This window comes from Brevundimonas sp. (assembly GCF_046295595.1).
In the GTDB taxonomy this organism is placed as follows: domain Bacteria; phylum Pseudomonadota; class Alphaproteobacteria; order Caulobacterales; family Caulobacteraceae; genus Brevundimonas.
This window is the reverse complement of sequence record NZ_JBKBMX010000020.1, coordinates 14,050-36,827: the sequence shown is the minus strand read 5'-3', so window position 1 is coordinate 36,827 and position 22,778 is coordinate 14,050. Positions and strand designations below refer to the sequence as shown.

Below are 22,778 nucleotides of genomic sequence, written 5' to 3'. Positions count from 1 at the left end.
GTGGGCAGGGAGTGGCTAGTGGCTAGTGATTAGTGGCTGGCCGCCGCCTGCGGAGCCGGACTGCCAGCGCCGCCCTTCCGCCACCAGGTGTCGGCAAATGCCAGTCGATTGCCACAGCGTTTCCCGCCCTGTCAGCGGAAGGGCGGCGCGGACGGGGCCGGTCGCACCGGCGGCGGCCAGCCACTAATCACTAGCCACTAGCCACTTCCCATCAGCGTTCGTGTGAAATCCCCCCAGCGGGGGGTGAGGGGCTGCGTCAACCCGGATAACCGCAGCCCCGCCCCAGTCTCACCGCCGCGCGAACGCGGCGGGAGGCGGACGGCGGCTCCTCTAGGAGCCATTCGTGACAGCCGTGTGGCCGGGAAGTGATTAGTGATTAGTGGTTAGTGATTGCCGCTTCACCGGCGGCGGAAGGGCGTCGCGAACCGCGCCTTCGCACCGGCGGCGGCCAGCCACTAATCACTAGCCACTAACCACCCTTCTAGATGTACCGCCGCAGCGACCGCGCCAGCTCCGACGCCCCGTCCTTGCCGCCCTTGCGGACCTGCGGCTGGTAGGCGACCCGGGCGTGCTCGACGCAATAGACGCCTTCCGACGAGCGGCGGCCGCAGAAGCTGAACTCGTTCGACGACGGATCGCCGATCGGCCATTTGCACATATGGGCGCCCAAGGTCATGACCGTGGCCGTGCCGGGCAGATCGGGCATCGGGGCCGGGACCTGGGCGGCGGCGGGACGCGGCTGCACCGCCTCGATGCGGCGCGGGGCCGACGGGGCCTGGGTCGGCGGCGCGGCGGGGCGCGGCCGCGACGGGCGGAAGGTGGCGCGCGCCGGCTGCGACGGGGCGGCCCGGCCCGACAGGCCGAGGCGGTGCACCTTGCCGATCACGGCGTTGCGGGTCACGCCGCCGCCCAGCTGTTTGGCGATCTGGCTGGCCGACTGGCCCTCAAGCCACAGCTTCTTCAGCGCGCCAACGCGGTCTTCAGTCCAGCCTGCGGTCATGCCACCCTCCGGGTCTCGGATTCAATATATGGGGTCCAGAGGTCCCTCCCGGGCTCTCGACCTACCACTAATCGTAAACGAGGCCCTAACAGACGCAAGATGTGCGAATCACTCCGTCCACAGGAACCAGATGTAGGGATGGTTAACGTCGGCGGCTGCGCCGCCGGGTGGTTAGTGATTAGTGGCTAGTGGCTGGCTACCGCCTGTGGAGCGGGACGTCCGGCGCCGCCCTTCCGCAGGCCATGAAGCGTCACCGCCAGTCACCGCCTGATTCCAGCCCCTGCCGGCGGAAGGGCGGCGCAGCCCGCGCCGCGCCCCCGGCGTCGGCCAGCCACTAGCCACTAGCCACTAACCACTGGCGGCGCAGCCGCCCCTTGCACACCCGCCCCCGCCAGCGCATCTGCCCCCCATGACCGATCTCGCCTCGACCCGCCCCTCCGGCCTCCCGCAACCGCGCCGCTACGACGGGGTCAACTGGATCGGCGTCCAGACCCTGTATCTGCGCGAGGTGCGGCGCTTCTGGAAGGTCGGGGCCCAGACCGTCGCCGCCCCGGTGGTGACCACCCTGCTCTACATGCTGGTCTTCGTGGTGGCGCTGCAGGGCGCCCGGCCGCCGCTGCACGGCACCCCTTTCGCCGAGTTCGTCGCCCCCGGCCTGATCATGATGGCGGTGCTCAACAACGCCTTCGCCAACGCCTCGTCCAGCCTGATCCAGGCCAAGATCATGGGCACCTCGACCGACTTCCTGACCCCGCCGCTCAGTCCGCTGGAGCTGACCATCGGTTTCGCCCTCGGCGCCGCCACCCGCGGCGTGGTCGTCGGCCTGGTCACCGCCGTCTGCGTCCTGCCGTTCGCCCGCCTCGGCGTCGCCAACCTCGCGGCCATCCTGTGGTTCGGCCTGACCGCCTCGCTGATGATGGGCATGCTCGGCGTCTTCGCCGGCCTGTGGGCCGAGAAATTCGATCAGCTGGCGGCGGTGCAGAATTTCGTCATTCTGCCGATGACCTTCCTCAGCGGCGCCTTCTACCTCGTCGACAACCTGCCCGAGCCGTTCGCCACCATCAGCCATTTCAACCCGATCTTCTACATGATCGACGGCTTCCGTTTCGGCTTCATCGGCCATGCCGAGAGCAACGTCTGGATCGGCGTGGCGATGAGCGCCGTCCTGACCCTGGTCATGGCGTACGCCTGCTGGCGGGTGTTCAGATCCGGCTGGCGGCTGAAGAGCTAGGGGCCGGCCGGTCGGGATAACCGCCTTTTAAGGTGCGCTCCCGCCACGGTCGCGCTAGCCATGCCCCTTCGCACTCCAGGGGGTTCCATGCTGTTCCGTACTCTTGCCGCCGCCGCGGCCCTTCTCGTCCTCTCCACGTCGGTCGCGGCGCAGGACCTCGACCTGCGCGCCCAGGTCGCCGCCTATGTCCAGCCGACCAATGAGGCCCGCACTGGCGTGGTGGTCGACCAGCTGCGCGCCGCCGGCTTCGAGCCGGTGGTCGAGACCTTCGTGGGCGGCAATCCCCGGGGCGGCGAGATGGAGGGGCGCAACGTCGTCGTCACGATCGGCGACGGCCCGCGCGAAATCCTGCTGACCGCCCACTATGACGCCGTCGTGCTGCGCGACGGCAGCCTGTCCCATGGCGTGGTCGACAACGCCGCCTCGGTCGTCGGCGTCATCGAGGCCGCCAAAATTCTCAAGGGCAAGGATCTGAACCATCGCGTGCGGATCATCCTGTTCGACCAGGAGGAGCTCGGCCTCGTCGGCGCGCGCAAATGGATCGAGGCGCACGGTCTTGCCAATGTCGCCGCGGTGGTGAACTCGGACGTCGCCGGCTATGGCGACACCCTGATGTACGGCCAGAACAACGGGCCCCAGTCGGCCTTCGTCACCCGCGCCGTCCAGGAGCTGTGCGCCGAGCGGGCCATGCAGTGCGTCGGCTTCCCGATCTATCCGCCCTCGGACGATCGCGCCTTCTCCGGCGTCGGCCGTCCCCAGGGCGCTCCGGCCGCGCCTGTCGTCCCGACCGTCTCGCTCGGCTTCCAGGACGAGGTCGGCGCCCACCAGATGTGGCTCGCCTTCAACGGCGGCGAGACCCCCGGCCTGGCCGAGGGCTTCGTCCCGCGCGTCTTCCAGCTGATCCACTCCGACGGCGACACCATGGAGCAGATCGACCCCGCCACGGTGAAGACCGCCGGCGAGGTCTATGCGGCGCTGGTGGAACGGCTGGACGCGCAACTGGCGGAGTGACGCCCCGATCCTGTCCTTCTCCCCTTGGGGGAGAAGGTGCCCCGGAGGGGCGGATGAGGGGTGAGTCGCTCCGGACCGGCTGACAGACGACCGGCCTCAAACATCCCCCTCATCCGGCCCTGCCGGGCCACCTTCTCCCCCGGAGGGGAGAAGGAAACCGCGTGACACTGTGCTTACAATCCGCGAAATTATAGTCTGGTTATCAAAATATTCTCGCGCCTAAACAACGCACTAGCCTTTTCCCAAACCGTTTTGTCTGTACTAGGGCCGGCCTCCCTTACAATGCCTTTCATCCCGTCGCGGGGGAGGGCGTCTGGCGCCAGGGCCAACCGCGTGCGGCGGGTGTGATCGTTGCGGGACGCCGGGCGTCGCCTTCACGGGCGCGCACGGCGGAACTGGACCATCCTGCGGGACGGGTTGCTCCCCCTTGCGGCATGGAAAGGGACTGTCCTCCGGTTTGAAACGGAGGAGCCCAGGGGCCTGGCCGCTCCTGCCCGCCCGGGCTTAGTTTCGAAAGGGCCTAAAGGGTGAAGGCCGCGGGGCCGAAAATTGGCAAGACCCGCACCGCCCTGAGATGCCCGCCCCGAAGCGCTCGGAAGCCACGATCACGGCGGAGCGCAGGCGTTCAGCCGAAAACACATCAAGGCTCCCGTAACGCGAAAGCAGGGGGCCACATCGGTTCCGGGCCGAACGCCCGCGCTCCGCCAACCTCCCCAACCGTTTGGCGACAAGCGGCGCAGACGCATGCCCAATCCCCAATCCCCAATCCCTCATCCCTCATCCCTCATCCCTCATCCCTCCACCCCCACACCCCACACCCCACACCCCACACCCCACACCCCACACCCCCCGGTGTTGACTAACCCCGGTCCCCGTCCGACAAGGCCAGACCCTTTTTCAAGCGGTCCCGACGCCTTTCGCGCCGGGACCGTCTCGCTTTTGGAGGTCCGATCCGTGTCCAATGAACATCTGATGGGTGTCTACAACCGCGCGCCGCTCGAGGTGGATCGTGGTCAGGGCGCGCGTCTGTGGAGCACGGACGGGACGCAATACCTCGACTGCGTCATGGGCATTTCCACCAACGCCCTCGGCCACGCCAATCCGGTCCTCGTCCAGGCCGTCAAGGACCAGGCCGAAAAGCTCTGGCACGTCTCCAACATCTTCAAGATTCCCGGTCAGGAAGCCCTCGCCGACGCCCTGTGCGAGAAGTCGTTCGCCGACGTCGTCTTCTTCACCAACTCGGGCACGGAAGCGGTCGAATGCGCCCTGAAGACGGCGCGCCGCTATCACGTCGCCAACGGTCAGCCCGAGCGGATCGACATCTACGGCTTCGACGGCTCCTTCCACGGCCGCACCTACGGCGCCATCAACGCCGCCGCCAACCCAAGCTACACCGAGGGCTTCGGCCCGAAGATGGAAGGCTTCCACCAGCTGGTCTGGGGCGACAAGGCCGCGCTCGAGGCCGCGTTCCGCAACCCGACCACCTGCGCCGTCATCCTCGAGCCGGTCCAGGGCGAGGGCGGCTGCCGCGCCACCCCGGACGAGGACCTGCGCTGGATGCGCCAGCTGGCCGACGAGACTGGCGTCCTGATCATCTTCGACGAGGTCCAGTGCGGCATGGGCCGGACCGGCAAGCTGTGGGCCCATGAATGGGCCGGCATGGCCCCCGACATCATGGCCGTGGCCAAGGCCCTCGGCGGCGGCTTCCCGATCGGCGCCTGCCTCGCCACGAAAGAGGCGGCCAAGGGGATGACCGTCGGCGTGCACGGCTCGACCTTCGGCGGCAATCCGCTGGCCATGGCCGTCGGCGGCGCCGCCTTCGGCGAAATCTCGAGGCCGGAGACCCTCGCCCACGTCAACGAGATCGCCGGCTATCTGAAGCAGCAACTGCACGGCCTCGCCCAGCGCTATCCCGACGTCATCGTCGACGTGCGCGGCAAGGGCCTGCTGATCGGCGTCAAACTGGTCCCCAACAACCGCGAATTCATGGGCTGGGCCCGCGACGAGAACCAGCTGCTGGTCGCCGGCGGCGGCGACAACTGCGTCCGCGTCCTGCCGCCGCTGAACCTGACGCTGGAAGAGGCGCGCGAGGCGGTCGAACGCTTCGAGCGCACCTGCGACGTGGCCCGCGGCAAGCTGGCGGCGTGACCATGGTGCGCCATTTCCTCGACCTGCATCGCCTGTCCGCCGAGGACCTGCGCGCCATCCTCGACGACGCCCACGCCCGCAAGGCCGCGCGCCAGGGCTGGCCCAAAGGCCGCGCCGACGCCGACGCCCCGGCGAAGGACCGCGTCCTCGCCATGATCTTCGAAAAGAATTCGACCCGCACCCGGTTCAGCTTCGACGCCGCCATCCGCCAGCTGGGCGGGGCCTCGATCATCGCCAACGCCGGCGACATGCAGCTGGGCCGCGGCGAGCCGGTCGAGGACACGGCCCGCGTCCTGTCGCGCATGGTCGATGCGGTGATGATCCGCGCCAATGATCACGAGGACGTCGAACGCTTCGCCCGCGTCGCGACCGTGCCGGTCATCAACGGCCTGACCGACCGCTCGCACCCGTGTCAGATCCTCGCCGACATCATGACCATCGAGGAGGCCCGCGGGCCGATCGCCGGCAAGACCATCGCGTGGGTCGGCGACGGCAATAATGTCTGCCACAGCTTCATGCATGCGGCGCCGAAATTGGGCTTCCACCTCAACGTCGCCTGCCCAGCGGACTTCCACCCCGACCTGCATGACCTCGCCAAGGGCGGCAATTCAGTCACCCTGACTGGCGACCCGCGCGAGGCGGTGGCCGGGGCCGACGTCGTCGTCACCGACACCTGGGTGTCGATGGGCGACGGCGACTATGAAGAGCGGCTGGAAGCCTTCGAAGGCTATGGCGTCGACGACGCCCTGATGCAGGGAGCCGCCGCCGACGCCGTCTTCCTGCACTGCCTGCCGGCCCACCGGGGCGAGGAGGTCACGGACGCCGTCATCGACGGCCCCCGCTCGCTCGTCTGGGATGAGGCCGAAAACCGCATCCACGCCCAGAAGGCCGTGCTGGCCTGGTGCTTCGCCGGCTAGCGCAGGTTGACGTCGACCACATCGCCGGCGTCCGGCAGGGTCTTCGTCACATTGGCCTTGGCGATCTCATAGGCGAATTTGAAGAAGCCGCCCTCGTTGACCCAGACGCGGCCGTCGCCGGCCTCGAAGCGCAGGATCGTCAGGGCCGGATCGTCCTTGCCCTGCGGGTACCAGGCGGCCAGCACCGGGTTCCAGTAGCGGTCGATGATCTCCCGGTCATGACCCTGCACCGACAGTTCGCCGTGGATACAGGCCCAGACGTTCTGGTCCTTCGAGCCGTAGTGGAACATGGCGCTCTGCCCGCCGCCCACGGCCGCGTCCTTCGCCAGATCGGTGTCCTCGCGGGTGAAGAACCAGATCGTGCTGGTCTCCCTGTCGCGGAAGGCGGTCATCGGCTGGGCGTGATAGCCGGGCTGGTCGAGACCCAGCATGCCGGTGTTCGACTTCTCGAGGTGGTTCCAGAACTCTTCCTCGGCTTCGCGGACGGTGAGGTTCCTGTCGGCCATTTGGCGTCTCCTGATATCGGGGGGGTGGATCAGGAATGACCCGTGGCCCGCCCGGTTCCCCTAGCGCGGCGGCGGCAACACCCCGAGCAGGGCCGCGACGTGAACGAACAGCGGCAGGGTCAGGGCCGCCGCCAGCACCATCACGAAACGCCACGGGACCATGCGCACGCCCAGATGCGGCTGTGACGGCCGCGCCCCGCGCCAGCCCGCGAAAACGACGAGGGCGATGACGGCGGCGAGGAGGGCGAGGGTCACGGTCAGGCTCATCTGCGCCAAGTGGGCTGTGGGGGCTCCGCGGGCAAGCGCCGAGTCCTTTCCGAGCGGTTAATCTTCACGAGCCGTTAACAGATGCGGCGCGAGACTCGCTTCGTTGTGAGGCCTTTCCACAGAAACATGGGAAAGCCCTACATCTTGGGGTTAACCACGCGTTTACACCCCTGATCTGGATGAGTAGCGTTGAGTCAAAGGTCGGGAGTCGAATCAGTGAGCGCAGCCGCGCCGTGGAGCGTAAAGGGGATCGAGCCCCGCGCGCGCGAGATCGCCAAGGACCTCGCTCGCCGCTCCGGGATGACCCTGGGCGAGTGGCTCAACACCATGATCATGGAGGACGGCGACGACGACGAGGGCGTGGTTCCCCTGTCGCGCCGCCCCCATGCCGTCGACAGCTATGAGCGCCGCTCGCGCAGCCGCCGCGTCGACGACGCCTACGGCGCCGGCGAGGAGCCATGGCAGCGGCTGAGCGCCTCGATCGACGCCATCGCCGGCCGGCTGGAAGCCGCCGAACGCCGCTCGACCGTCGCCATCCAGGGCGTCGACCAGGCCGTCTCCGGCCTCGTGCGCCGTCTCGACGGTCAGGACGAGTCGGGCCGCTCGCACGACCGCCGTCTCGACGACATCTCCGAGGAGCTGCGCGAGGGCCATCGCCGGCTGCGCAAATTCGAGCAGGAGGTCGGCCCCAGGACGGCCGAGACCTTCGGCAAGGTCGAGACCACGCTCGGCGCGCTGGCCGGCCGGCTTTACGACATCGAGGAGCGCCAGCGCGGCAGCGTTAACGAGCTGCGCCAGCGCATGGACGCGGTCGAAAAGGTCGCCGGCCCCGGCGTCGGCGCCGATCTGCTGGCCCAGGTCGGCCAGCGACTGGATCAGGCGCAGAGCCGCACCACCGAGGCCCTGCGCGGTCTCGAACGCTCCTTCGCCGACCTCGATCAGCGGCTCCGCGCCGCTGAAAGCCGCGTCGAGCCGGAAGGCGTCCGCGAGGCGGCGCGTTTCGAAAAGCTGGCCGAGACTCTCAGCCGCCAGGTCGAGGCCAACCGGGCCGAGATGATGCGCCGGATGGAGGCGGCCGAAAGCGAAGGCCGGATGGACCGGATCGAGCGCGCCGTGCTGGCGATCGGCGATCAGGTCAAGGCGTCCGAGGAGCGGTCCGCCCGCGCCGTCGAGGCGATGGGTCAGGAAGTCCTGCGCATCGCCCAGAACCTCAACGGCCGCGTCGGTCAGATCGAGGACGGCGGGTCGGCGCATCTCGAAAAGCTGGGCGAGACCCTGAGCCGCAAGGTCGAGACCGACATGGGCCGGTTCGCCCAGGGGCTGGAGCAGCGGCTGGTGGCCGCCGACGACCGCCACGCGATGGCGCTGGAAAAGCTGGGCGGCGAGATCACCCGCATCTCGGATCGTCTCAGCGAGCGGATCGCCCAGTCGGAGCGCCGGTCGCAGCAGGCGCTGGAAGACATCGGCCGCCGCCTCGTCGACAGTTCCAGCCGTATCGAGCAGCACTACGACCGCGCCTCGGGCGAACTGGCCGAGCGCATGCGCCTGTCCGAGGAACGCACCGCCGCCCTGATCGCCGAGGCCCGCCAGAATATCGGCCGCCGCGCCGAGTCGGCCCCGGCGCCGGAAACGGCCCAGCCGGACTGGCGCGCCGCGGCCTTCCCCGACACCGCCTTCCCCGACGCCGGCTTCGATGATCCGGACTTCGCCGAGCAACAGGCCTGGTCCGCCGACCTCGCCGCGCCCGAGCCCGAACCCGCGGCAGGACCGCGTCCCCGCGACGAGGCCCTGACGGCGGCGACGGTGTTCGACGCGGTGATGCGCGGCCCCGCCGCCGAGCCCGCGTCCGCCCCGTTCGGCAGCCGCGCCCCGGACGCCTCGCCGACCGCCGAGCCCGTGACTCCGGTTCAGGCGCACGCCCCGGCCGCCCCTTCGGCGGCGTCGGTCCCCTTCGGGCAGGGTTTCGGCGGCGCCGACGTCTCCGACGCCCTGGCGGCGACCGCGCCGCCGTTCGATCCGGGTCAGGAAGACTTCGCCGGCGAGACCGATTTCGTCGATCCGCGCGCGCTGCGGGCCGCGGCGGCCCAGGGTCGCGCCTCGACCACCCGTCAGGCGATCGACGCCGCCCGGGCGGCGATGGCCACGCCGGAAGAGGCGCCGCCGCGCGCCGGCTTCGGTCTCAAGCGCGGCGGCAAATCCCTGTTGCAGGAGCGGCTCGACAAACAGGCCAGGGGCGGCGACACGGTTCGCAAGGCGCTGGGCGCATCGGCCGTGGCGGTCCTGCTGACCGCCGGCGGCGCCGTGGCCTTCGGCGAGCTGACCGGCGCCGGGCTCAACCTGCCGGGTCTCGGCGGTCCGACGGACAGCCAGGTGCAGCCGATCGCCGCCCTGGCGGTGGTCCCGACCGAAGCCTCGGCCGAGAACCAGGCTCGCGGGGCCAACCTTTATCGCCAGGCCATCGAACAACTGGACGCCGAAGACGCCGCCGGCGCCGCCACGCTGAAACAGGCCGCCGTTCTCGGCTACGCCCCGGCGCAACTACACCTCGCCAGCCTCTACGAGAGCGGCACGGCGGGCCTGACCGCCAGTCCGGCCGAGGCCCGCGTCTGGGTCCGTCGCGCGGCCGACGGCGGCGACGCCCGCGCCATGCATAACTACGGCATGTATCTGTTCGAGGGCGTCGGCGGGGCCCAGGACCGCCCCGAGGCGCTCAACTGGCTTCGCAAGGCGGCCGAAAACGGTCTGGTCGACAGCCAGTTCAACGTCGCCAAACTCTATGAGACCGGCGACGAGGGCATCCAGCCGGACCTGTCCGAGGCCTACAAATGGTATCTGATCGCGGCCCGGGCCGGCGATGGCGACGCCCAGTCGGCGGTCGAGCGCCTCAGGGCCGCCCTGCCGGACGCCGCGCGCGGCGAGGCCCGGGCGGCGGCGGACGCCTTCCAGGTCGAGCCGCTCGCCTGATCTTTCTGGCGCAGGCGGTGGCGGTGGCCACGGCTTGCGTCTAGGACACTTTCACCGTCGCCTTCCCGGCGCCTAGCCTCAGTTCCAGCCGAAGGCGCGTCCTTTGGATATCTATCTGCCGATCGCCGAGGTTTCGGTGAACTGGCCGTTCCTGGTCCTGCTGGGAGCGACGGTCGGTTTCGTGTCCGGGCTGTTCGGCATCGGCGGCGGCTTCCTGATGGCCCCGATCCTGATCTTCATGGGCATTCCGCCGGCGGTCGCCGTGGCCAGCCAGGCCAGCCACGTCGTCGCCTCCTCGACCTCCGGCGTGATCAGCTACACCAGCCAGAAGGCGGTCGACTATCGCATCGGCGGCGTCATGGCAGGGGGCGGGGTGCTCGGCGCCCTGCTGGGCGTCGAACTGTTCCGCTACCTGCGCCTGCTCGGCCAGGCGGACCTCGCCGTCGCCCTGTCCTACCTGCTGTTCCTCGGCGCCATCGGCACCCTGATGCTCTACGAAAGCCTCGGCCAGATCCTGCGCCGGGTGAGGGGCGAGGTGACGCCGCACAAGGAACGCCGCCGCCCGATGTGGCTGTACGGCCTGCCGCTGCGCATGCGCTTCCCGCGCTCCGGTCTCTACATCAGCGCCATCCCGCCCTTCGCCCTGGGGACCTTCGCCGGCGTGCTGTCAGCCATCATGGGCGTCGGCGGCGGCTTCATCCTCGTTCCCGCCATGCTCTATGTCCTGCGCATGAAGGCCAGCGTGGTCGTTGGCACCAGCCTGTTCCAGATCATCATCACCACCGCCATGACCACCATCCTGCAGGCGGGCCGCAACCAGACCGTCGACATCGTCCTGTCGACCATCCTGCTGCTGGGCGGCGTCGTCGGGGCCCAGTACGGCGCGCGCTGGTCGGGTCGCTTCCGGGCCGAGGAACTGCGCGCCCTTCTCGGACTGATCGTCCTGCTGGTCGGCATCCAGATGGGGCTCGAGCTGTTCGTGCGCCCGTCTGACCTGTTCGCCTTCGCTCCGGGGGTGGCCGAATGATCGCCGCCCTGCCGCCCCCGCCGCCCGCGATAGAGGCCCCCGCCCCCGAGCGCTCGACCGCCACCACCGCACAGGCGCGCGTCGCCGCCGCCATGACCAACGCCCGGGTCCGGGTCGACTCCAGCTTCAGCGGAGCCTCGATCGTCCTGTACGGCGCTGTGTTCAATCCCACGGACACGCCGACCGACGTCGTGGTCGTGGTGCGCGGCCCCGACAGCCCCGTCCGCCTGGTCAAGAAGACCCGCAACATGGGCATCTGGCTCAACAGCCGCCCCGTGCTGTTCGAGGGCGCGCCCGGCTTCTACATGACCGCCTCGACGCGGCCTCTGGGCGACATCGCCGACTTCGGCCAGCTGCGCCGCCTCGGCGTCGGCCTCGATCACCTGCGGATCAATGCGCCCGAGGAGAGCCGCACCGTCACGCGCTATGGCGTGCGCGACGTGGTCGTCAGCCGTCTCGGAGAGGACTATCTGGACTGGCGCCGCGCCGTCATCCGCCTGCGGGAGGCGGCGGCGCTCTATGACACGGCGGCCGACGGCGTGCAGTTCGTCGACCAGGGCCTGTTCCGCGCCGAGATCGAACTCCCGGCGGTCGCCCCCACGGGCCAGTATTTCGCCGAGGTCTGGCTGTTCCAGGACGGCGCCCCGGTCTCGGTCTCCAACCTCACCCTGACGGTCGAAAAGGTCGGAATCGAGCGCGACATCTATGAGTTCGCCCAGAACCGTCCATGGAGTTACGGCGTCCTGTGCGTCCTGCTGGCGGCCTTCACCGGCTGGGCGGCCAGCCGCATCTTCCGCCGCAGCTGAGTTAACCCTCTTTCCGCGGAACCCGGTTAGGCGAACAGAGCTTACCGTCAGGCATGGAGGGTTCCGCAATGCGTAGACTGTACAGCGCCACCGTTCTCGCCGTCGCCATGGCCACGGCCACGGCCGCCCAGGCCCCGGACAATCCGCAGCGGCGTCACGACTTCTGCTACATGGAATGCCAGTACCGTTGCTACGCAACCAACCCGGGCGGCGGCCCGGCCTGGACCCAGTGCTACCTCAGCTGCGCCAGGGAGCGGTGCGGCTGGAACGGCTGACCCGCCGCCCTCAGGTCGCCGCGAACTCGCTCAGGGCGTCCAGCACCGCGCGGTTCTGGTCTTCCGTGCCGATGGTGATGCGCAGGCAGTCCGGCAGACCATAGCCGCCGACCTGACGCACGATGATCCCCTTGGAGTTCAGATAATCGTTGGCGGCCCCGGCGTTGCGCTTCTCGTCCGTGAAGCGGACCAGCACGAAATTGCCGGCGCTGGGCAGCACTTCGAAGCCGAAGCCGCGGATGGCTTGGGTCAGGCGCGGCCGCCAGGTCTGGATCAGCTCGCGCGACGCCTGCTGGTGCGCCTCGTCGCCGAGGGCGGCGACTGCCGCCTCGATGCCGGGGACCGAGACGTTGAACGGCAGGCGGATGCGGTCGATCGCCTCGGCCACCTTCGCCGGCGCATAGCCGAAGCCGATGCGCAGGCCGCCCAGCCCGTGGATCTTCGAGAAGGTCCGCGTCACGACGATGTTCTCGCTGTCGCGCGCAAGGCCGAAGCTGGTCTCCCAGTCGGCCTCGGTGACGTATTCGGCATAGGCCTCGTCGACGACCAGCAGGACGTCGGGCCGCAAGCCCTCGTGGAGTCGGCGGATCTCCTCGGCGGTATTGTAGCTGCCGGTCGGGTTCGACGGGCTGGAGACATAGACGATGCGGGTCCGCTCATCGACCTGGGCCAGCAGGGCCTCGGGCGTCGCCTTGAACTCCGGCTCCGGGGCCAGCTTGACCGCCGCCTGATTGGCCAAGGCGCTGATGCGATAGGCGAGGAAGCCGTACTGGCCGGTGACGATGTTGTCGCCCGGGGTAAGGTAGCACTGGTTCAGCAGGGCGAAGACCTCGTCCGAGCCGTTGCCGAAGATCAGCCGCTCCGGCTCCAGCCCGTGCTGTTCGGCCACGGCGTCGCGCAGCTTCGTCGCCCGGCCGTCGGGATAGATGTGGATGTTGCGGACCGCCGCCTCATAGGCCTCGCGCGCCTTCGCACCCGCGCCCAGCATGTTTTCATTGGACGACAGCTTCATCGGCTCGGCCACGCCGTCGATGCGCGACTTGCCGCCGACATAGGGGGCGATGTCGAGGATGCCGGGCTTGGGCGCGGGCGCGGTGGCGTCGGTCATGGGGAAATCCTCAAGATCAGAATACGGGCGCGGCGCCGATGACGCCTTTCAGGGAGCCGGGGGCGTCGCTCAGCCGGCCGTCCTCGGCCTGCACATAGCCCGCCAGGGCGAACAGCTTCAAGCCGCCCGCCTCGATCAGCGGGGTCGCGGCCAGACCCGAGGCCGCGAGGGCGGCGACGATTCGCGTCCCCGGCAGGGCGCTGTCGGTGATCCAGAAGGTGCGGTCGTCCCCGGTAGGCCCCGACAGCGCGCGCTGCACCATCAGGGCGCGCGGCTGGCCGGCGCCGTGATCGGGCAGGGCGGCGACGACGCGCAGGTCGGGCTCGGCCAGCAGCCGCCCCCACCAGGCCGAGGCGGCGGTCAGGTCCATCAGCGCCCGCCCGCCCTCGCGCACGGCCGCCAGTCCAGCTTCCGGCTTGGCGGCGATCCGGGCGACGAGGCCGTAGCGGTCGGCGGCCAGCACCTGGCTGGCCGGGCCCCAGACGATCAGCGGCGCGCCCCGGGCCGCGTCGATCCGCCCGAGCACCGAGCGGACAGCGGCCGCTTCCGGCGGCGACAGGTCCTTCAGCACCGCGCGCAGGGCGATGGCCTCGGCGTCAGGCGTGGGCCGGACGCCCCCGGCCAGCCGCGCGCGCACCGCCCCGGTCAGGGCCCGGTCCAGCGCCAGCCGTTCCGGGTCCTCGGGCGGTTCGACCAGCATCAGAACAGCTTCGGCGCGGGGGCCAAGGCGAAAGGCCCCAGCCAGGTGCGCCCCTCGCTGAAGCGCAGCACCAGATCGACCGGCCGGTCGCCCTGCACGCCGGAAGCCGCTGCGGCCCCCGCCGCCGCCATCCGGTTGACCGCCCCCGAGCGCGAGGCCGCCAGTCCGGCCATCGCCGCCGCCGGCCGTTCGGCGGTCAGGGCCAGCTGGCCTTCCAGCCGGCCGTCCTCGCGCGCCGCCAGGGCCTCGCTGGCGATCAGGGCGCGGCTGTCGCCGGCCTGCAGCCGGCCTTTCACGGCGGTGAACCGCCCGTCGGCGGCCGCCCAGTTGGCGAACACTCCGGCGCTGTCCGCCCCGCGCAGCCGGCTCGCCTGCTCAACGGTGGCTTCGAGCTCGAGGCTCAGGACCCCGCTCCGGGTCGCCCCCTCGACCGGACCGTCCGGCCGACCGCGCGCCTCGACCAGCCGGAACAGCACATCCACCTCGTCGGTCGTCGCCGCCCCGTCGGTCAGATGCGGCCGCATCTCGAACTGCACATGCTCGGCCGAGGCGATCGGAAAGGGTTCGGCGCCGTCCAACGGAGTGAAGGTCGGCCGGATCAGTTCGGCCCGCAGGTCCGGGAAGCGGTCGCGCAAATGGCTGACGCTCATCCGCGCGCCCTCACCGCCGATGGCGATTTCGCCCTTGCCGGGGCGGGCCAGGGTCAGACCGTCCGGCGCGATCAGCACCCAGTGGCCCGGGTTCCACGCATTGGCCTCGGCCACCAGTTCCGACGCCGAGACTCCGTGCCCGGACGGCGCCGTGATCCGCGCCTCGGGGAAGGCCACGCGGGTCCGGAACGGCCACCCCGTAACCGTCGCCGGCTGGTGCGTGATGCCCCAGCCGTCGTCGCGCAGGGCCTGCTCCTGCACCGCCAGCCGGGTCTCGATCTGACCGGCGAGGTAGAACCACCAGCCGGTCCAGACGGCCAGCAGCACGCCGACGATGGCGAAGGGGATGATCAGGCCGCGGCGGGAGTGGCGGGCAGGGGTGTCGCTCATGGGCGCTCCTTATCAGAAGAGAGGAACGCGCCAACCTGTTCAACCGCGTCGGCCAGCCCCATCCTTTGCACCTCGGTCCCCGGCGGCAGGCTGGCGAACAGCCGTGTCGGCGTGGCGGCGTCCAGCATGACGAACACCCCCTTGTCGTCGGCCCGGCGGATCAGCCGGCCGAACGCCTGGGCCATCTTCGCCCGCGCCAGGGCGTCGTCGAAATTGCGGCCGCCGGCGCCCTCGCCGCCGAACCGCGCCCGCCGCGCCTTGTGCAGCAGATCGGGGCGGGGCCACGGGGCCCGGTCGAAGGCGAGGATGCGCAGCGAGCGCCCCGGCACGTCGACCCCGTCACGCACCGCATCCGTGCCCAACAGGCAGCTGTCCTGCTCGGCCCGGAACACATCGACCAGTGCGCCCACCTCCAGCGGATCGACGTGCTGGGCGTAAAGCGGGATGCCCGACTTCGCCAGATCGGGCCCCAGCCGCTCATAGACCGCCTTCAGCCGCCGGATGGCGGTGAATAGCCCCAGCCCGCCGCCGCCCGCCGCCAGAAACAGCTCGCGCATCGCCGCCGCCGTCTGGCGCGGGTCGTCCTTGACCAGATCGTTGACGACGATGACCCGGGCGTTGGCCGCATAGTCGAACGGGCTCTCGACCTTCAGCGTCCGCGCCGGCTCGATCAGCCGCGCCGAGCCGGTGCGCAGCCGGGCCATGTCGAACGGATCGTCCGAGTTCGGATCGGACAGGGTCGCCGAGGTCACCAGCACCCCGTGCGCCGGCATGATCACCGCCGCCTCCAGCGGCACGGTCGGGTCGATCCAGTGCCGCCGCAGGGCCACGTCCATGATCCGTCCGAACGCCGCCTCGGCCGACAGCCAGTCGACGAAGTCCGGGTCCGGCTCGTCCGACGAGACCTCCAGCGCCGCCAGCATCGACCGCCACCCAGGCAGGGTCATCCGCGCCCGCCGGTCCAGCCCGCGCAGGGCGCCTTCGATCCGCGACCGCTGCGACCCGTCCAGCTCGGCCGCCTCGTCGTCGAGGATGTCCTCCAGATGCCGCGCCAGGGCCAGCAGCGGCGCCTCGACGGCCGCCAGCGCCTGCGCCGCCTCGCGCGCCGTCTCCAGCACCGGATCGGTCACGGGCCGCAGCGAACACTCCATCCCGAACTCGGTCCCGCTGCCGGATGCGTTCTCGCTGGTCCGGGCCCGGAGCTGCTCCAGCCCGGCCAGCAGGAAGCGCTCGATCGGCCCGACCGGATTGACCTCCCCCGAGGCCGGCGCGATCCGCCCCGAGACCCCCTCGCCAGGCAGCTGGGCCGCCGCTCGCACCGCATCCTGCAGCGCCTTGGTCGCCGCCTCATTGTCGGCGCACAGGTCGCCCAGCCGCTGCTCCAGCCCGCGCCCGCGCCGCCCGCGTCCCTCGGGCCCGCGGATCCAGCGGCGCAGCTCGGCCGCCTCCTGCCCCGACAGGCAGGCGGAAAACGCGCTGTCCGCCGCGTCGAACAGATGGTGGCCCTCGTCGAACACGATCCGCTTCAGCGCCGCCGTCTCGCCGTCCTGTTTCAGCCCGCGCGCCGAGCGCGCACCGTCAAACGCCGCCTGGGTCATGACGAGGGCGTGGTTGGCCACCACGAGATCAGCCCGGCGGCTGGCGCGGATGGTCTTTTCGACGAAGCAGGTGCGGTAGTGCGGGCAGGCGGCGTGGACGCATTCACCGCGCCGGTCGACCAGATTGGCGGCGCTGGCCTGATGGCTCGGCCCGACCGCGAACAGCCCCGGCAGCCAGCCCGGATAGTCGCCGCCGGTCATGTCGCCGTCGCGGGTGTGCAGCGCCCAGCGGCTGGCCAGCGCCATGCCGATCAGGTCGCCGTTCCCCAGCTGCGCCGCCTGCACCATGTCCTGCAGGTTCAGCAGGCACAGATAGTTCTCGCGCCCCTTGCGGACGACGGTCTTCTTCTTGCGCTCGACCGGGTCTGGCCACAGCGCCGCGCTCTCGCGGTCGATCTGCCGTTGCAGGGCGCGGGTGTAGGTCGACACCCAGGCGGCCCCCTGATTGCGCTCGGCCCACAGGCTGGCCGGCGCCAGATAGCCCAGCGTCTTGCCCGTTCCGGTCCCCGCCTCGGCCAGCAGCACCCGCGGCCGGCCCTCCTCATTGCGGGGCGAAAAGGCGAAGGCCGCCTCGGCGGCATAGTCGGACTGCGTCGGCCGCGTCTCGTCCAGCCCCGAGGCCTGCAGCAGCTTCTCCAGCCGGATGCGTGCGCTCTCGGAGTCCACCGGCGCCGACCCGGCCTCGCCGCGCGGCGCCTCGTCCTCCCACTCCGGCAGCCGCGACCAGGCGTCCAGCCCGCTGCCGCGCAGGTTGCGTTCCCGCACCGGCTGATGCTGCAGCGCCCCCAGCACCCGCCACGCCCAGCCCCAGCCGGCGCGCCCCAGCGTCTCGGCCAGGGTGAAGGCGTCCTCGCGATGGGGATAGGACGGATCGGCCAGTTCCTTCAGCAGCCCGTCGGCGGCCTTGCGCAGCGCCTCGGCCTGCGCCTCCGCCCCCTTCGGCTCGGCCTGTCCCATGGCCAGCGCCAGCCCGCTCGGCGACGGGGCGCAGAACCGCGCCGGCCGCACGAAGGCGAACAGCTCCAGCACATCCAGCAGATCCGCCGACCGTCCCGGCGGCGCGATCCCCAGCCGCCGCGCCGTCAGTGAGGCATGCGCCACCAGAACGGGCCCCGTCGTAAACGCCCCCTCGGCCGCCCCCCGCCCGATCTTGCGCGCGCCCTCGTCGTCGCAGATCGCCCCCGCCCCCGGCGGCACGGCCAGCGCCGGCGGCAGCACGAGCCACGGCTCGGCGCCGGTCATCTGGGCGGCGGAGGTGAGGGAGTCGGTGGACACCCCCTCCAGATAGCGCGGAAGGGCGTGAAACGGAACGGGAACATTCCGTTGCCGCGGCGTGAGCCGCGTGATATATGGCCATGAAGCATAGCCATAATGGAATTGGTCATGAACTGGAGCCTCGCCAAGGCCAAGGACAACCTCTCTGAGGTAATCCGCCGTTCGCGGACTGAGGGCCCGCAGGAGATTTCCATCCACGGCCAAGATGCCGCCGTGGTGCTTTCGGCGGAGGATTTCAGACGTCTGAAAGACCCGCGCGCGTCGCGCGATTTCAAGGATTGGCTCCTCAACGGTCCCTCGCTTGATGGCGTCGATCTGGAACGCGACCGCCGTCCGGCTCGGGAAATCGAACCCTTCTGATGTTTCTGCTCGACACCAACGTCATCAGTGAGCCCAAGCGCGCTCGGCCTGACGAGGGCGTGATCGGCTGGCTCGGGGATCAACTGCTGTCGGACCTGCACATCAGCGTGATCACTGTGGGCGAACTTCGGCGGGGCATCGTTCGGCTTGAACCCGGTCGGCGACGGGATGATCTCGATTTCTGGCTGGCGGACCTGATCCTCAGATACGGCGAGCGCATCCTGCCCGTCGATCTGGACGTCACCGAGCGATGGGCCGCTCTCGCGGAAACCGCTCGAGCAGCCGGCCGCCCATCGCAGATGACGGACGAGTTGATCGCGGCGACCGCGCATGTCCATGGTCTCACGGTGGTCACTCGCAATGTACGCCATTTCGAGCCCAGCGGTTGCCGTGTGCTGTCGCCGTGGGACGAGCCATGAAGCGTCGTCGTATCGGTTGCCTGATTAGCTTCGGCGTCGCGCTGATTTTGGGTGCCGTCTTCATCTGGTGGTTCTTCTTCAGTGAGTTCATGGCGATAGACCGCTGTCTCGACGCAGGCGGGCGCTGGGCTGACGGCGGCTATTGCGAAAGCGCGCGGGCGGGCGGGTGACACAGCTTCCCCCACTCTTCGCCGACTGGTTCGCCTCGCGCGGTTGGGCGCCCCGGCGCCACCAGCTCGAGATGATCGCGGCGGCCGAAGCCGGCTCGCACACCCTGCTGGTCGCCCCGACCGGCGGCGGCAAGACCCTGGCCGGCTTCCTGCCCTCGCTGATCGAACTGTCCGAGCGCGGGCCCAAGCCCGAGACCGGCCCCGGCTCCGGCGTCCACACCCTCTACCTCTCGCCGCTCAAGGCCCTGACGACCGACGTCGAGCGCAACCTGATGACGCCGATCCGCGAGATCGGGCTCAACATCCACGTCGAGAGCCGCACCGGCGACACCAAACAGTCGAAACGTCAGCGCCAGCGCGACTTCCCGCCGGACATCCTGCTGACCACGCCCGAGCAGCTGGCCCTGTTCTGCGCCTGGGATGGCGCGCCCAGCTATTTCGCCGACCTCAAATGCGTCGTGCTGGACGAGGTGCATGCGATCTGGAGCGGCAAGCGCGGGGACCTGCTGAACCTCGGGCTGGGGCGGCTGCAGAAATATGCGCCGGCGATGCGCCGCGTGGCGCTGTCGGCGACGGTGGATGATCCGGAGATGATCGCGGACTGGCTGAGGCCGGGCGCCGTTGTGTCCCCTTCTCCCCTCGGGGGAGAAGGTGGCCCGGAGGGCCGGATGAGGGGGATGCCGACTCTAGGCTCATCGCTAGAGAGTTTGCTGACTGAACCAGCCCCCTCATCCGAGCTGCTTCGCAGCCCACCTTCTCCCCCGAGGGGAGAAGGAAGAGGAAGGGTTGGAGAGAGCGATGTGGTGATCGTCCGCGGCGACCCCGGCGCCCCGCCCGTCGTCGACGTCCTCGTCTCCGAGGGCAGGGTCCCGTGGGCCGGCCACACCGGCCAGCACGCCATTCCCGAGGTCTATGAGGCGCTCAAACGCTCGGGCATGACGCTGATCTTCGTCAACACCCGCTGGCAGGCCGAGTTCGTCTTCCAGTCCTTGTGGGCCATCAATGACGACAGCCTGCCGATCGCCCTGCACCACGGCTCGCTCGCCGCCGAGCAGCGGCGCAAGGTCGAGGCGGCCATGGCCCGCGGCGATCTGCGCGCCGTGGTCTGCACCTCGACGCTGGATCTCGGCATCGACTGGGGCGACGTCGACCTTGTCATACAGCTGGCCGCGCCCAAGGGCGCCAGCCGCCTGGTCCAGCGCATCGGCCGCGCCAACCACCGCCTTGACGAGCCCTCGCGCGCCCTGATGGTCCCGGCCAGCCGGTTCGAGATGCTGGAATGCCAGGCCGCGCGCGAGGCGGTGGCCGAGAACGCCTTCGACTGGGAGCCGGTCCACACCGGCACCCTCGACACCCTCGCCCAGCACGTCATGGGCTGCGCCTGCTCCGAACCCTTCGCCATGGATGATCTGTATGCGGAGATCACTGGTTGCGGCCCCTATCGCGGCCTGACGTACGAGCAGTTCGAAGAGGTCGTCGATCTGGTCGCCACCGGCGGCTACGCCCTGCGCACCTATGAGCGGTTCGCGCGGATCGTCCGGACCCAGGACGGCAAATGGAAGGCCCGTAACGCCCAGACGGCGCAGCGCCACCGGATGAACGTCGGCACCATCGTCGCCGCCGCCACCCTCAACGTCCGCATCGCCTCGCGCCGCGGGGGGGCGTCGAAACAGTTGATCGGCGGCCGCAAGGTCGGCGAGGCCGAGGAGAACTATTTCGAGCAGATGTCGCCCGGCGACACCTTCGTCTTCGCCGGCCAGGTCTGGGCCTTTCAGGGCATTGTCGGCATGGACGCCCTCGTCACCCACGCCCAGGACAAGGACCCGAAGATCCCCTCATGGGGCGGTTCGAAATTCCCCATGTCGACCTCGCTGGCCGACCGCGTCCGCGCCATGATCCAGGACCGCGACCACTGGCGCGTCCTGCCGCCCGACGTGCAGGAGTGGCTGGAGTTGCAGGCGGAAAAATCCGCCATCCCCGACGCGGATACGCTGCTGGTCGAGACCTTTCCGCGCGGCAGCCGCCATTTCCTCGTCGCCTATCCGTTCGCCGGCGGCCTCGCCCACGGCACCCTGTGCATGCTGCTGACCCGCCGGCTCGACCGGCTCGGCGTCGGCCCGCTGGGCTTCGTCGTCACCGACTATTCGCTCGCCATCTGGTCGATCAAGCCGATGGACCAGCTCGATCTCGACGCCCTGTTCGAGCCCGACATGCTCGGCGACGACCTAGAGAGCTGGCTGGAGGAGAGCTTCATGATGAAGCGCACCTTCCGCAATTGCGCCCTGATCTCCGGCTTGATCGAGAAACGCCAGCCGGGGAACGAGAAGACCGGCCGCCAGGTGACCTTCTCGACCGATCTGATCTACGACGTGCTGCGCCGCCATCAACCCGACCACCTGCTGCTCAAGACCGCCCGCGCCGACGCCGCCGCCGGCCTGCTCGACGTCGCCCGCCTCGGCCAGCTGCTGGAGCGCATCCGGGGGCATATCAAGCCCGTCCGCCTCGAACGCCCGTCGCCCTTCTGCGTCCCGGTCCTGGTCCAGATCGGCCGCGAGCGCGTCGGCGGCGGCCAGGCGGCCGAGATGATCCTCGACGCCAGCGCCTATGGCTTCGACGAGGCCGACCTGATCGCCGAAGTGATGGCCGACGCCCCGCCCGAATTGGCCGGCGCCTCGTGAACGCCGCCCTGCGCACCCTGCTGTCGCCCGCCCGCTGCCCCAGCGGCGGCCTGCAGGTCTCGATCGAGGGCGAGCCCTGCGTGCTGCGCTGCTCCGGCGCCCTGTGGGTGGTGAACCACCGCACCCTGATCGCCGCCGACCTGCATCTGGAGAAGGGCTCGGCCTTCGCCGCCCGCGGTCAGATGCTGCCCCCCTACGACAGCCGCGCCACCCTCGACCGGCTCGAGGCCGAGATCGACGCCCTCCAGCCCGCCGCGGTGGTCCTGCTCGGCGACAGCTTCCACGACACGAAATCCGTCGGCCGCATGGCCCCCGACGACCGGGCCCGTCTCGACCGGCTCGCGACCGGTCGCGACTGGGTCTGGCTGGAAGGCAACCACGACATCGCCGCCCTCGCCGACCCGGTGCAGACCCTCCCCGGCGCGGTGGTCGAGACCCTCTCCCTCGGCGCCCTGCGCCTGATCCACGAGCCCCAGCCCGGCGTCCGCCCCGGCGAGATCGCCGGCCACCTCCACCCCGCCGCCCGCGTCGCCGCCCACGGCCGCGGCGTCCGCCGCCCCGCCTTCGTCACCGACGGCCGCCGCGCCGTTCTCCCCGCCTTCGGCGCCTTCACCGGCGGGCTGGATGTGCGCGACCCGGCCATCGCCGGCCTTTTCGCCGACCCGCCCATGGCGGCGGCGCTGGGAACCGGCAAGGTGCATGCCTTGCCGTGGGAGAAGCTGCGCTAGCTTAGGGCGCCGCCTCGAACGTCGCGTCGATCAGCCGCGGCCGGTGCCGCCAGCCCGTGGGCGAGCCGGGATCCTTGTTCGCCGGCAGCGAGGCCAGCTCGCCCGTGACCCGGACCTTGTCGCGGATCGAATGGGCCTCCCCCGCCCCGTCGATGAACCGCGCATTCGTCAGGTCCACCAGCAGAACCTCGTGGCCGCCCGCCCATTCTGGCCGCCGCTCGCTTTTCACAGGCAAATCCAGCCGGTTGGGCCCTGTCCCGCGCTCGGCCTCGAACCGGACCAAGGCGTCACCCAGTCCGCGCGGACGGCTCATCAGGGTGTAGACCATGGCCGCGCCGCCGGGGCCGTCGTCGATATGGACATAGCCGTCGACCGACACCCGATGCCCGTTGAACTGGCGAGAGAATTCCAGCAGCGGCTCGATCTGCCCCGCCTCCACCAGAACCGGCGGCTCCTCCGGCTTCGCGCCGCAAGCCGCCGTCGCGACCAGCAACGCCGCCATCGTGACCGCCTGACTCCGCATGCCATCCTCCTGCGAATGGCCACAGGC

Annotated in this window: 21 protein-coding genes; 13 read left to right on the top strand and 8 right to left on the bottom strand. The window is 70.2% G+C overall.

The features are described from left to right. Positions 1 to 481: 481 nt before the first annotated feature. Positions 482 to 1,000, bottom strand: a complete 519-nt coding sequence (locus ACK4JY_RS12555) for a GcrA family cell cycle regulator (protein WP_409606200.1) — start codon at positions 998 to 1,000, stop codon at positions 482 to 484. A gap of 409 nt (positions 1,001 to 1,409) precedes the next feature. Here ACK4JY_RS12555 and ACK4JY_RS12550 point away from each other — a divergent pair, with 409 nt between their 5' ends. The 4 genes from ACK4JY_RS12550 to argF all read left to right on the top strand — a co-directional run bounded on the left by ACK4JY_RS12550 (position 1,410) and on the right by argF (position 6,307). Further along, a complete protein-coding gene (locus tag ACK4JY_RS12550; protein ID WP_409606198.1) occupies positions 1,410 to 2,231 on the top strand; it encodes an ABC transporter permease in 822 nt (273 codons plus the stop codon). Between the two features lie 87 nt (positions 2,232 to 2,318). After that, positions 2,319 to 3,242 carry a M28 family metallopeptidase gene (locus ACK4JY_RS12545; RefSeq protein WP_409606196.1) on the top strand — a complete coding sequence of 308 codons (924 nt, stop codon included), beginning with the start codon at positions 2,319 to 2,321 and terminating at the stop codon, positions 3,240 to 3,242. 972 nt (positions 3,243 to 4,214) lie between these two features. Then, the gene (locus ACK4JY_RS12540) at positions 4,215 to 5,390 is read left to right on the top strand and encodes an aspartate aminotransferase family protein (RefSeq protein ID WP_409606231.1); all 1,176 of its coding nucleotides are present in this window, start codon (positions 4,215 to 4,217) and stop codon (positions 5,388 to 5,390) included. Beyond that, on the top strand, positions 5,387 to 6,307 hold the full coding sequence (gene argF, locus ACK4JY_RS12535; protein WP_409606194.1) for an ornithine carbamoyltransferase: 921 nt from the start codon (positions 5,387 to 5,389) through the stop codon (positions 6,305 to 6,307). Before ACK4JY_RS12540 ends, argF begins: the two co-directional genes overlap by 4 nt. Here argF and ACK4JY_RS12530 read toward each other — a convergent pair. Both ACK4JY_RS12530 and ACK4JY_RS12525 read right to left on the bottom strand, forming a co-directional pair. Next, positions 6,304 to 6,813 carry a pyridoxamine 5'-phosphate oxidase family protein gene (locus ACK4JY_RS12530; RefSeq protein WP_409606192.1) on the bottom strand — a complete coding sequence of 170 codons (510 nt, stop codon included), beginning with the start codon at positions 6,811 to 6,813 and terminating at the stop codon, positions 6,304 to 6,306. The genes argF and ACK4JY_RS12530 overlap by 4 nt on opposite strands. 60 nt (positions 6,814 to 6,873) lie before the next feature. Continuing rightward, on the bottom strand, positions 6,874 to 7,068 hold the full coding sequence (locus ACK4JY_RS12525; RefSeq protein WP_409606190.1) for a hypothetical protein: 195 nt from the start codon (positions 7,066 to 7,068) through the stop codon (positions 6,874 to 6,876). Between the two features lie 228 nt (positions 7,069 to 7,296). Between ACK4JY_RS12525 and ACK4JY_RS12520 the strand changes: the two genes are divergently transcribed. From ACK4JY_RS12520 to ACK4JY_RS12505, 4 genes are all read left to right on the top strand, one after another. Continuing rightward, positions 7,297 to 10,044, top strand: coding sequence for a hypothetical protein (locus tag ACK4JY_RS12520; protein WP_409606188.1), 2,748 nt, complete (start codon positions 7,297 to 7,299; stop codon positions 10,042 to 10,044). A 103-nt stretch (positions 10,045 to 10,147) separates the two neighbouring features. Then, positions 10,148 to 11,071 (top strand): sulfite exporter TauE/SafE family protein, encoded by a 924-nt coding sequence (locus ACK4JY_RS12515; RefSeq protein WP_409606186.1) that lies wholly within the window; start codon positions 10,148 to 10,150, stop codon positions 11,069 to 11,071. Beyond that, positions 11,068 to 11,877 (top strand): TIGR02186 family protein, encoded by an 810-nt coding sequence (locus ACK4JY_RS12510; protein ID WP_409606184.1) that lies wholly within the window; start codon positions 11,068 to 11,070, stop codon positions 11,875 to 11,877. Before ACK4JY_RS12515 ends, ACK4JY_RS12510 begins: the two co-directional genes overlap by 4 nt. Positions 11,878 to 11,945: 68 nt before the next feature. Next, positions 11,946 to 12,152: a hypothetical protein gene (locus ACK4JY_RS12505; RefSeq protein WP_409606183.1), complete on the top strand. Its 207-nt coding sequence runs from the start codon at positions 11,946 to 11,948 to the stop codon at positions 12,150 to 12,152. Between the two features lie 10 nt (positions 12,153 to 12,162). Here ACK4JY_RS12505 and hisC read toward each other — a convergent pair whose 3' ends face one another. The 4 genes from hisC to ACK4JY_RS12485 are packed head-to-tail and all read right to left on the bottom strand — an operon-like array spanning position 12,163 to position 17,840. Beyond that, complete coding sequence (gene hisC / locus ACK4JY_RS12500; protein WP_409606181.1) at positions 12,163 to 13,260, bottom strand: histidinol-phosphate transaminase; 1,098 nt, start codon at positions 13,258 to 13,260, stop codon at positions 12,163 to 12,165. A gap of 16 nt (positions 13,261 to 13,276) precedes the next feature. Then, positions 13,277 to 13,960, bottom strand: a complete 684-nt coding sequence (locus ACK4JY_RS12495) for a hypothetical protein (RefSeq protein ID WP_409606179.1) — start codon at positions 13,958 to 13,960, stop codon at positions 13,277 to 13,279. Continuing rightward, the gene (locus tag ACK4JY_RS12490; RefSeq protein ID WP_409606177.1) at positions 13,960 to 15,000 is read right to left on the bottom strand and encodes a DUF2125 domain-containing protein; all 1,041 of its coding nucleotides are present in this window, start codon (positions 14,998 to 15,000) and stop codon (positions 13,960 to 13,962) included. The genes ACK4JY_RS12495 and ACK4JY_RS12490 overlap by 1 nt, the downstream gene beginning before the upstream one ends. After that, positions 14,997 to 17,840 carry an ATP-dependent DNA helicase gene (locus ACK4JY_RS12485; RefSeq protein ID WP_409606229.1) on the bottom strand — a complete coding sequence of 948 codons (2,844 nt, stop codon included), beginning with the start codon at positions 17,838 to 17,840 and terminating at the stop codon, positions 14,997 to 14,999. Before ACK4JY_RS12485 ends, ACK4JY_RS12490 begins: the two co-directional genes overlap by 4 nt. Positions 17,841 to 17,981: 141 nt before the next feature. Here ACK4JY_RS12485 and ACK4JY_RS12480 point away from each other — a divergent pair, with 141 nt between their 5' ends. The 5 genes from ACK4JY_RS12480 to pdeM are packed head-to-tail and all read left to right on the top strand — an operon-like array spanning position 17,982 to position 22,228. After that, positions 17,982 to 18,233 carry a type II toxin-antitoxin system Phd/YefM family antitoxin gene (locus tag ACK4JY_RS12480; protein ID WP_409606175.1) on the top strand — a complete coding sequence of 84 codons (252 nt, stop codon included), beginning with the start codon at positions 17,982 to 17,984 and terminating at the stop codon, positions 18,231 to 18,233. Next, positions 18,233 to 18,652, top strand: a complete 420-nt coding sequence (locus ACK4JY_RS12475; RefSeq protein WP_409606173.1) for a type II toxin-antitoxin system VapC family toxin — start codon at positions 18,233 to 18,235, stop codon at positions 18,650 to 18,652. Before ACK4JY_RS12480 ends, ACK4JY_RS12475 begins: the two co-directional genes overlap by 1 nt. After that, positions 18,649 to 18,822 carry a hypothetical protein gene (locus ACK4JY_RS12470; protein ID WP_409606171.1) on the top strand — a complete coding sequence of 58 codons (174 nt, stop codon included), beginning with the start codon at positions 18,649 to 18,651 and terminating at the stop codon, positions 18,820 to 18,822. The genes ACK4JY_RS12475 and ACK4JY_RS12470 overlap by 4 nt, the downstream gene beginning before the upstream one ends. After that, on the top strand, positions 18,819 to 21,500 hold the full coding sequence (locus ACK4JY_RS12465) for a ligase-associated DNA damage response DEXH box helicase (RefSeq protein ID WP_409606169.1): 2,682 nt from the start codon (positions 18,819 to 18,821) through the stop codon (positions 21,498 to 21,500). The genes ACK4JY_RS12470 and ACK4JY_RS12465 overlap by 4 nt, the downstream gene beginning before the upstream one ends. Next, positions 21,497 to 22,228: a ligase-associated DNA damage response endonuclease PdeM gene (gene pdeM / locus ACK4JY_RS12460; protein WP_409606167.1), complete on the top strand. Its 732-nt coding sequence runs from the start codon at positions 21,497 to 21,499 to the stop codon at positions 22,226 to 22,228. Before ACK4JY_RS12465 ends, pdeM begins: the two co-directional genes overlap by 4 nt. Before the next feature lies 1 nt (position 22,229). Here the strand turns inward: pdeM and ACK4JY_RS12455 are convergent, their stop codons facing one another. Then, positions 22,230 to 22,751 (bottom strand): hypothetical protein, encoded by a 522-nt coding sequence (locus tag ACK4JY_RS12455; RefSeq protein WP_409606165.1) that lies wholly within the window; start codon positions 22,749 to 22,751, stop codon positions 22,230 to 22,232. Positions 22,752 to 22,778 lie beyond the last annotated feature (27 nt).

What these genes read in the sequence shown, in the direction of transcription:
- ACK4JY_RS12555 (WP_409606200.1), bottom strand. Translation starts at nt 1,000, where the DNA reads ATGACCGCAGGCTGGACTGAAGACCGCGTTGGCGCGCTGAAGAAGCTG.
- ACK4JY_RS12550 (WP_409606198.1), top strand. Translation starts at nt 1,410, where the DNA reads ATGACCGATCTCGCCTCGACCCGCCCCTCCGGCCTCCCGCAACCGCGC.
- ACK4JY_RS12545 (WP_409606196.1), top strand. Translation starts at nt 2,319, where the DNA reads ATGCTGTTCCGTACTCTTGCCGCCGCCGCGGCCCTTCTCGTCCTCTCC.
- ACK4JY_RS12540 (WP_409606231.1), top strand. Translation starts at nt 4,215, where the DNA reads ATGGGTGTCTACAACCGCGCGCCGCTCGAGGTGGATCGTGGTCAGGGC.
- ACK4JY_RS12530 (WP_409606192.1), bottom strand. Translation starts at nt 6,813, where the DNA reads ATGGCCGACAGGAACCTCACCGTCCGCGAAGCCGAGGAAGAGTTCTGG.
- ACK4JY_RS12510 (WP_409606184.1), top strand. Translation starts at nt 11,068, where the DNA reads ATGATCGCCGCCCTGCCGCCCCCGCCGCCCGCGATAGAGGCCCCCGCC.
- ACK4JY_RS12505 (WP_409606183.1), top strand. Translation starts at nt 11,946, where the DNA reads ATGCGTAGACTGTACAGCGCCACCGTTCTCGCCGTCGCCATGGCCACG.
- hisC (WP_409606181.1), bottom strand. Translation starts at nt 13,260, where the DNA reads ATGACCGACGCCACCGCGCCCGCGCCCAAGCCCGGCATCCTCGACATC.
- ACK4JY_RS12495 (WP_409606179.1), bottom strand. Translation starts at nt 13,960, where the DNA reads ATGCTGGTCGAACCGCCCGAGGACCCGGAACGGCTGGCGCTGGACCGG.
- ACK4JY_RS12490 (WP_409606177.1), bottom strand. Translation starts at nt 15,000, where the DNA reads ATGAGCGACACCCCTGCCCGCCACTCCCGCCGCGGCCTGATCATCCCC.
- ACK4JY_RS12485 (WP_409606229.1), bottom strand. Translation starts at nt 17,840, where the DNA reads ATGACCGGCGCCGAGCCGTGGCTCGTGCTGCCGCCGGCGCTGGCCGTG.
- ACK4JY_RS12480 (WP_409606175.1), top strand. Translation starts at nt 17,982, where the DNA reads ATGAACTGGAGCCTCGCCAAGGCCAAGGACAACCTCTCTGAGGTAATC.
- ACK4JY_RS12475 (WP_409606173.1), top strand. Translation starts at nt 18,233, where the DNA reads ATGTTTCTGCTCGACACCAACGTCATCAGTGAGCCCAAGCGCGCTCGG.
- ACK4JY_RS12470 (WP_409606171.1), top strand. Translation starts at nt 18,649, where the DNA reads ATGAAGCGTCGTCGTATCGGTTGCCTGATTAGCTTCGGCGTCGCGCTG.
- ACK4JY_RS12455 (WP_409606165.1), bottom strand. Translation starts at nt 22,751, where the DNA reads ATGCGGAGTCAGGCGGTCACGATGGCGGCGTTGCTGGTCGCGACGGCG.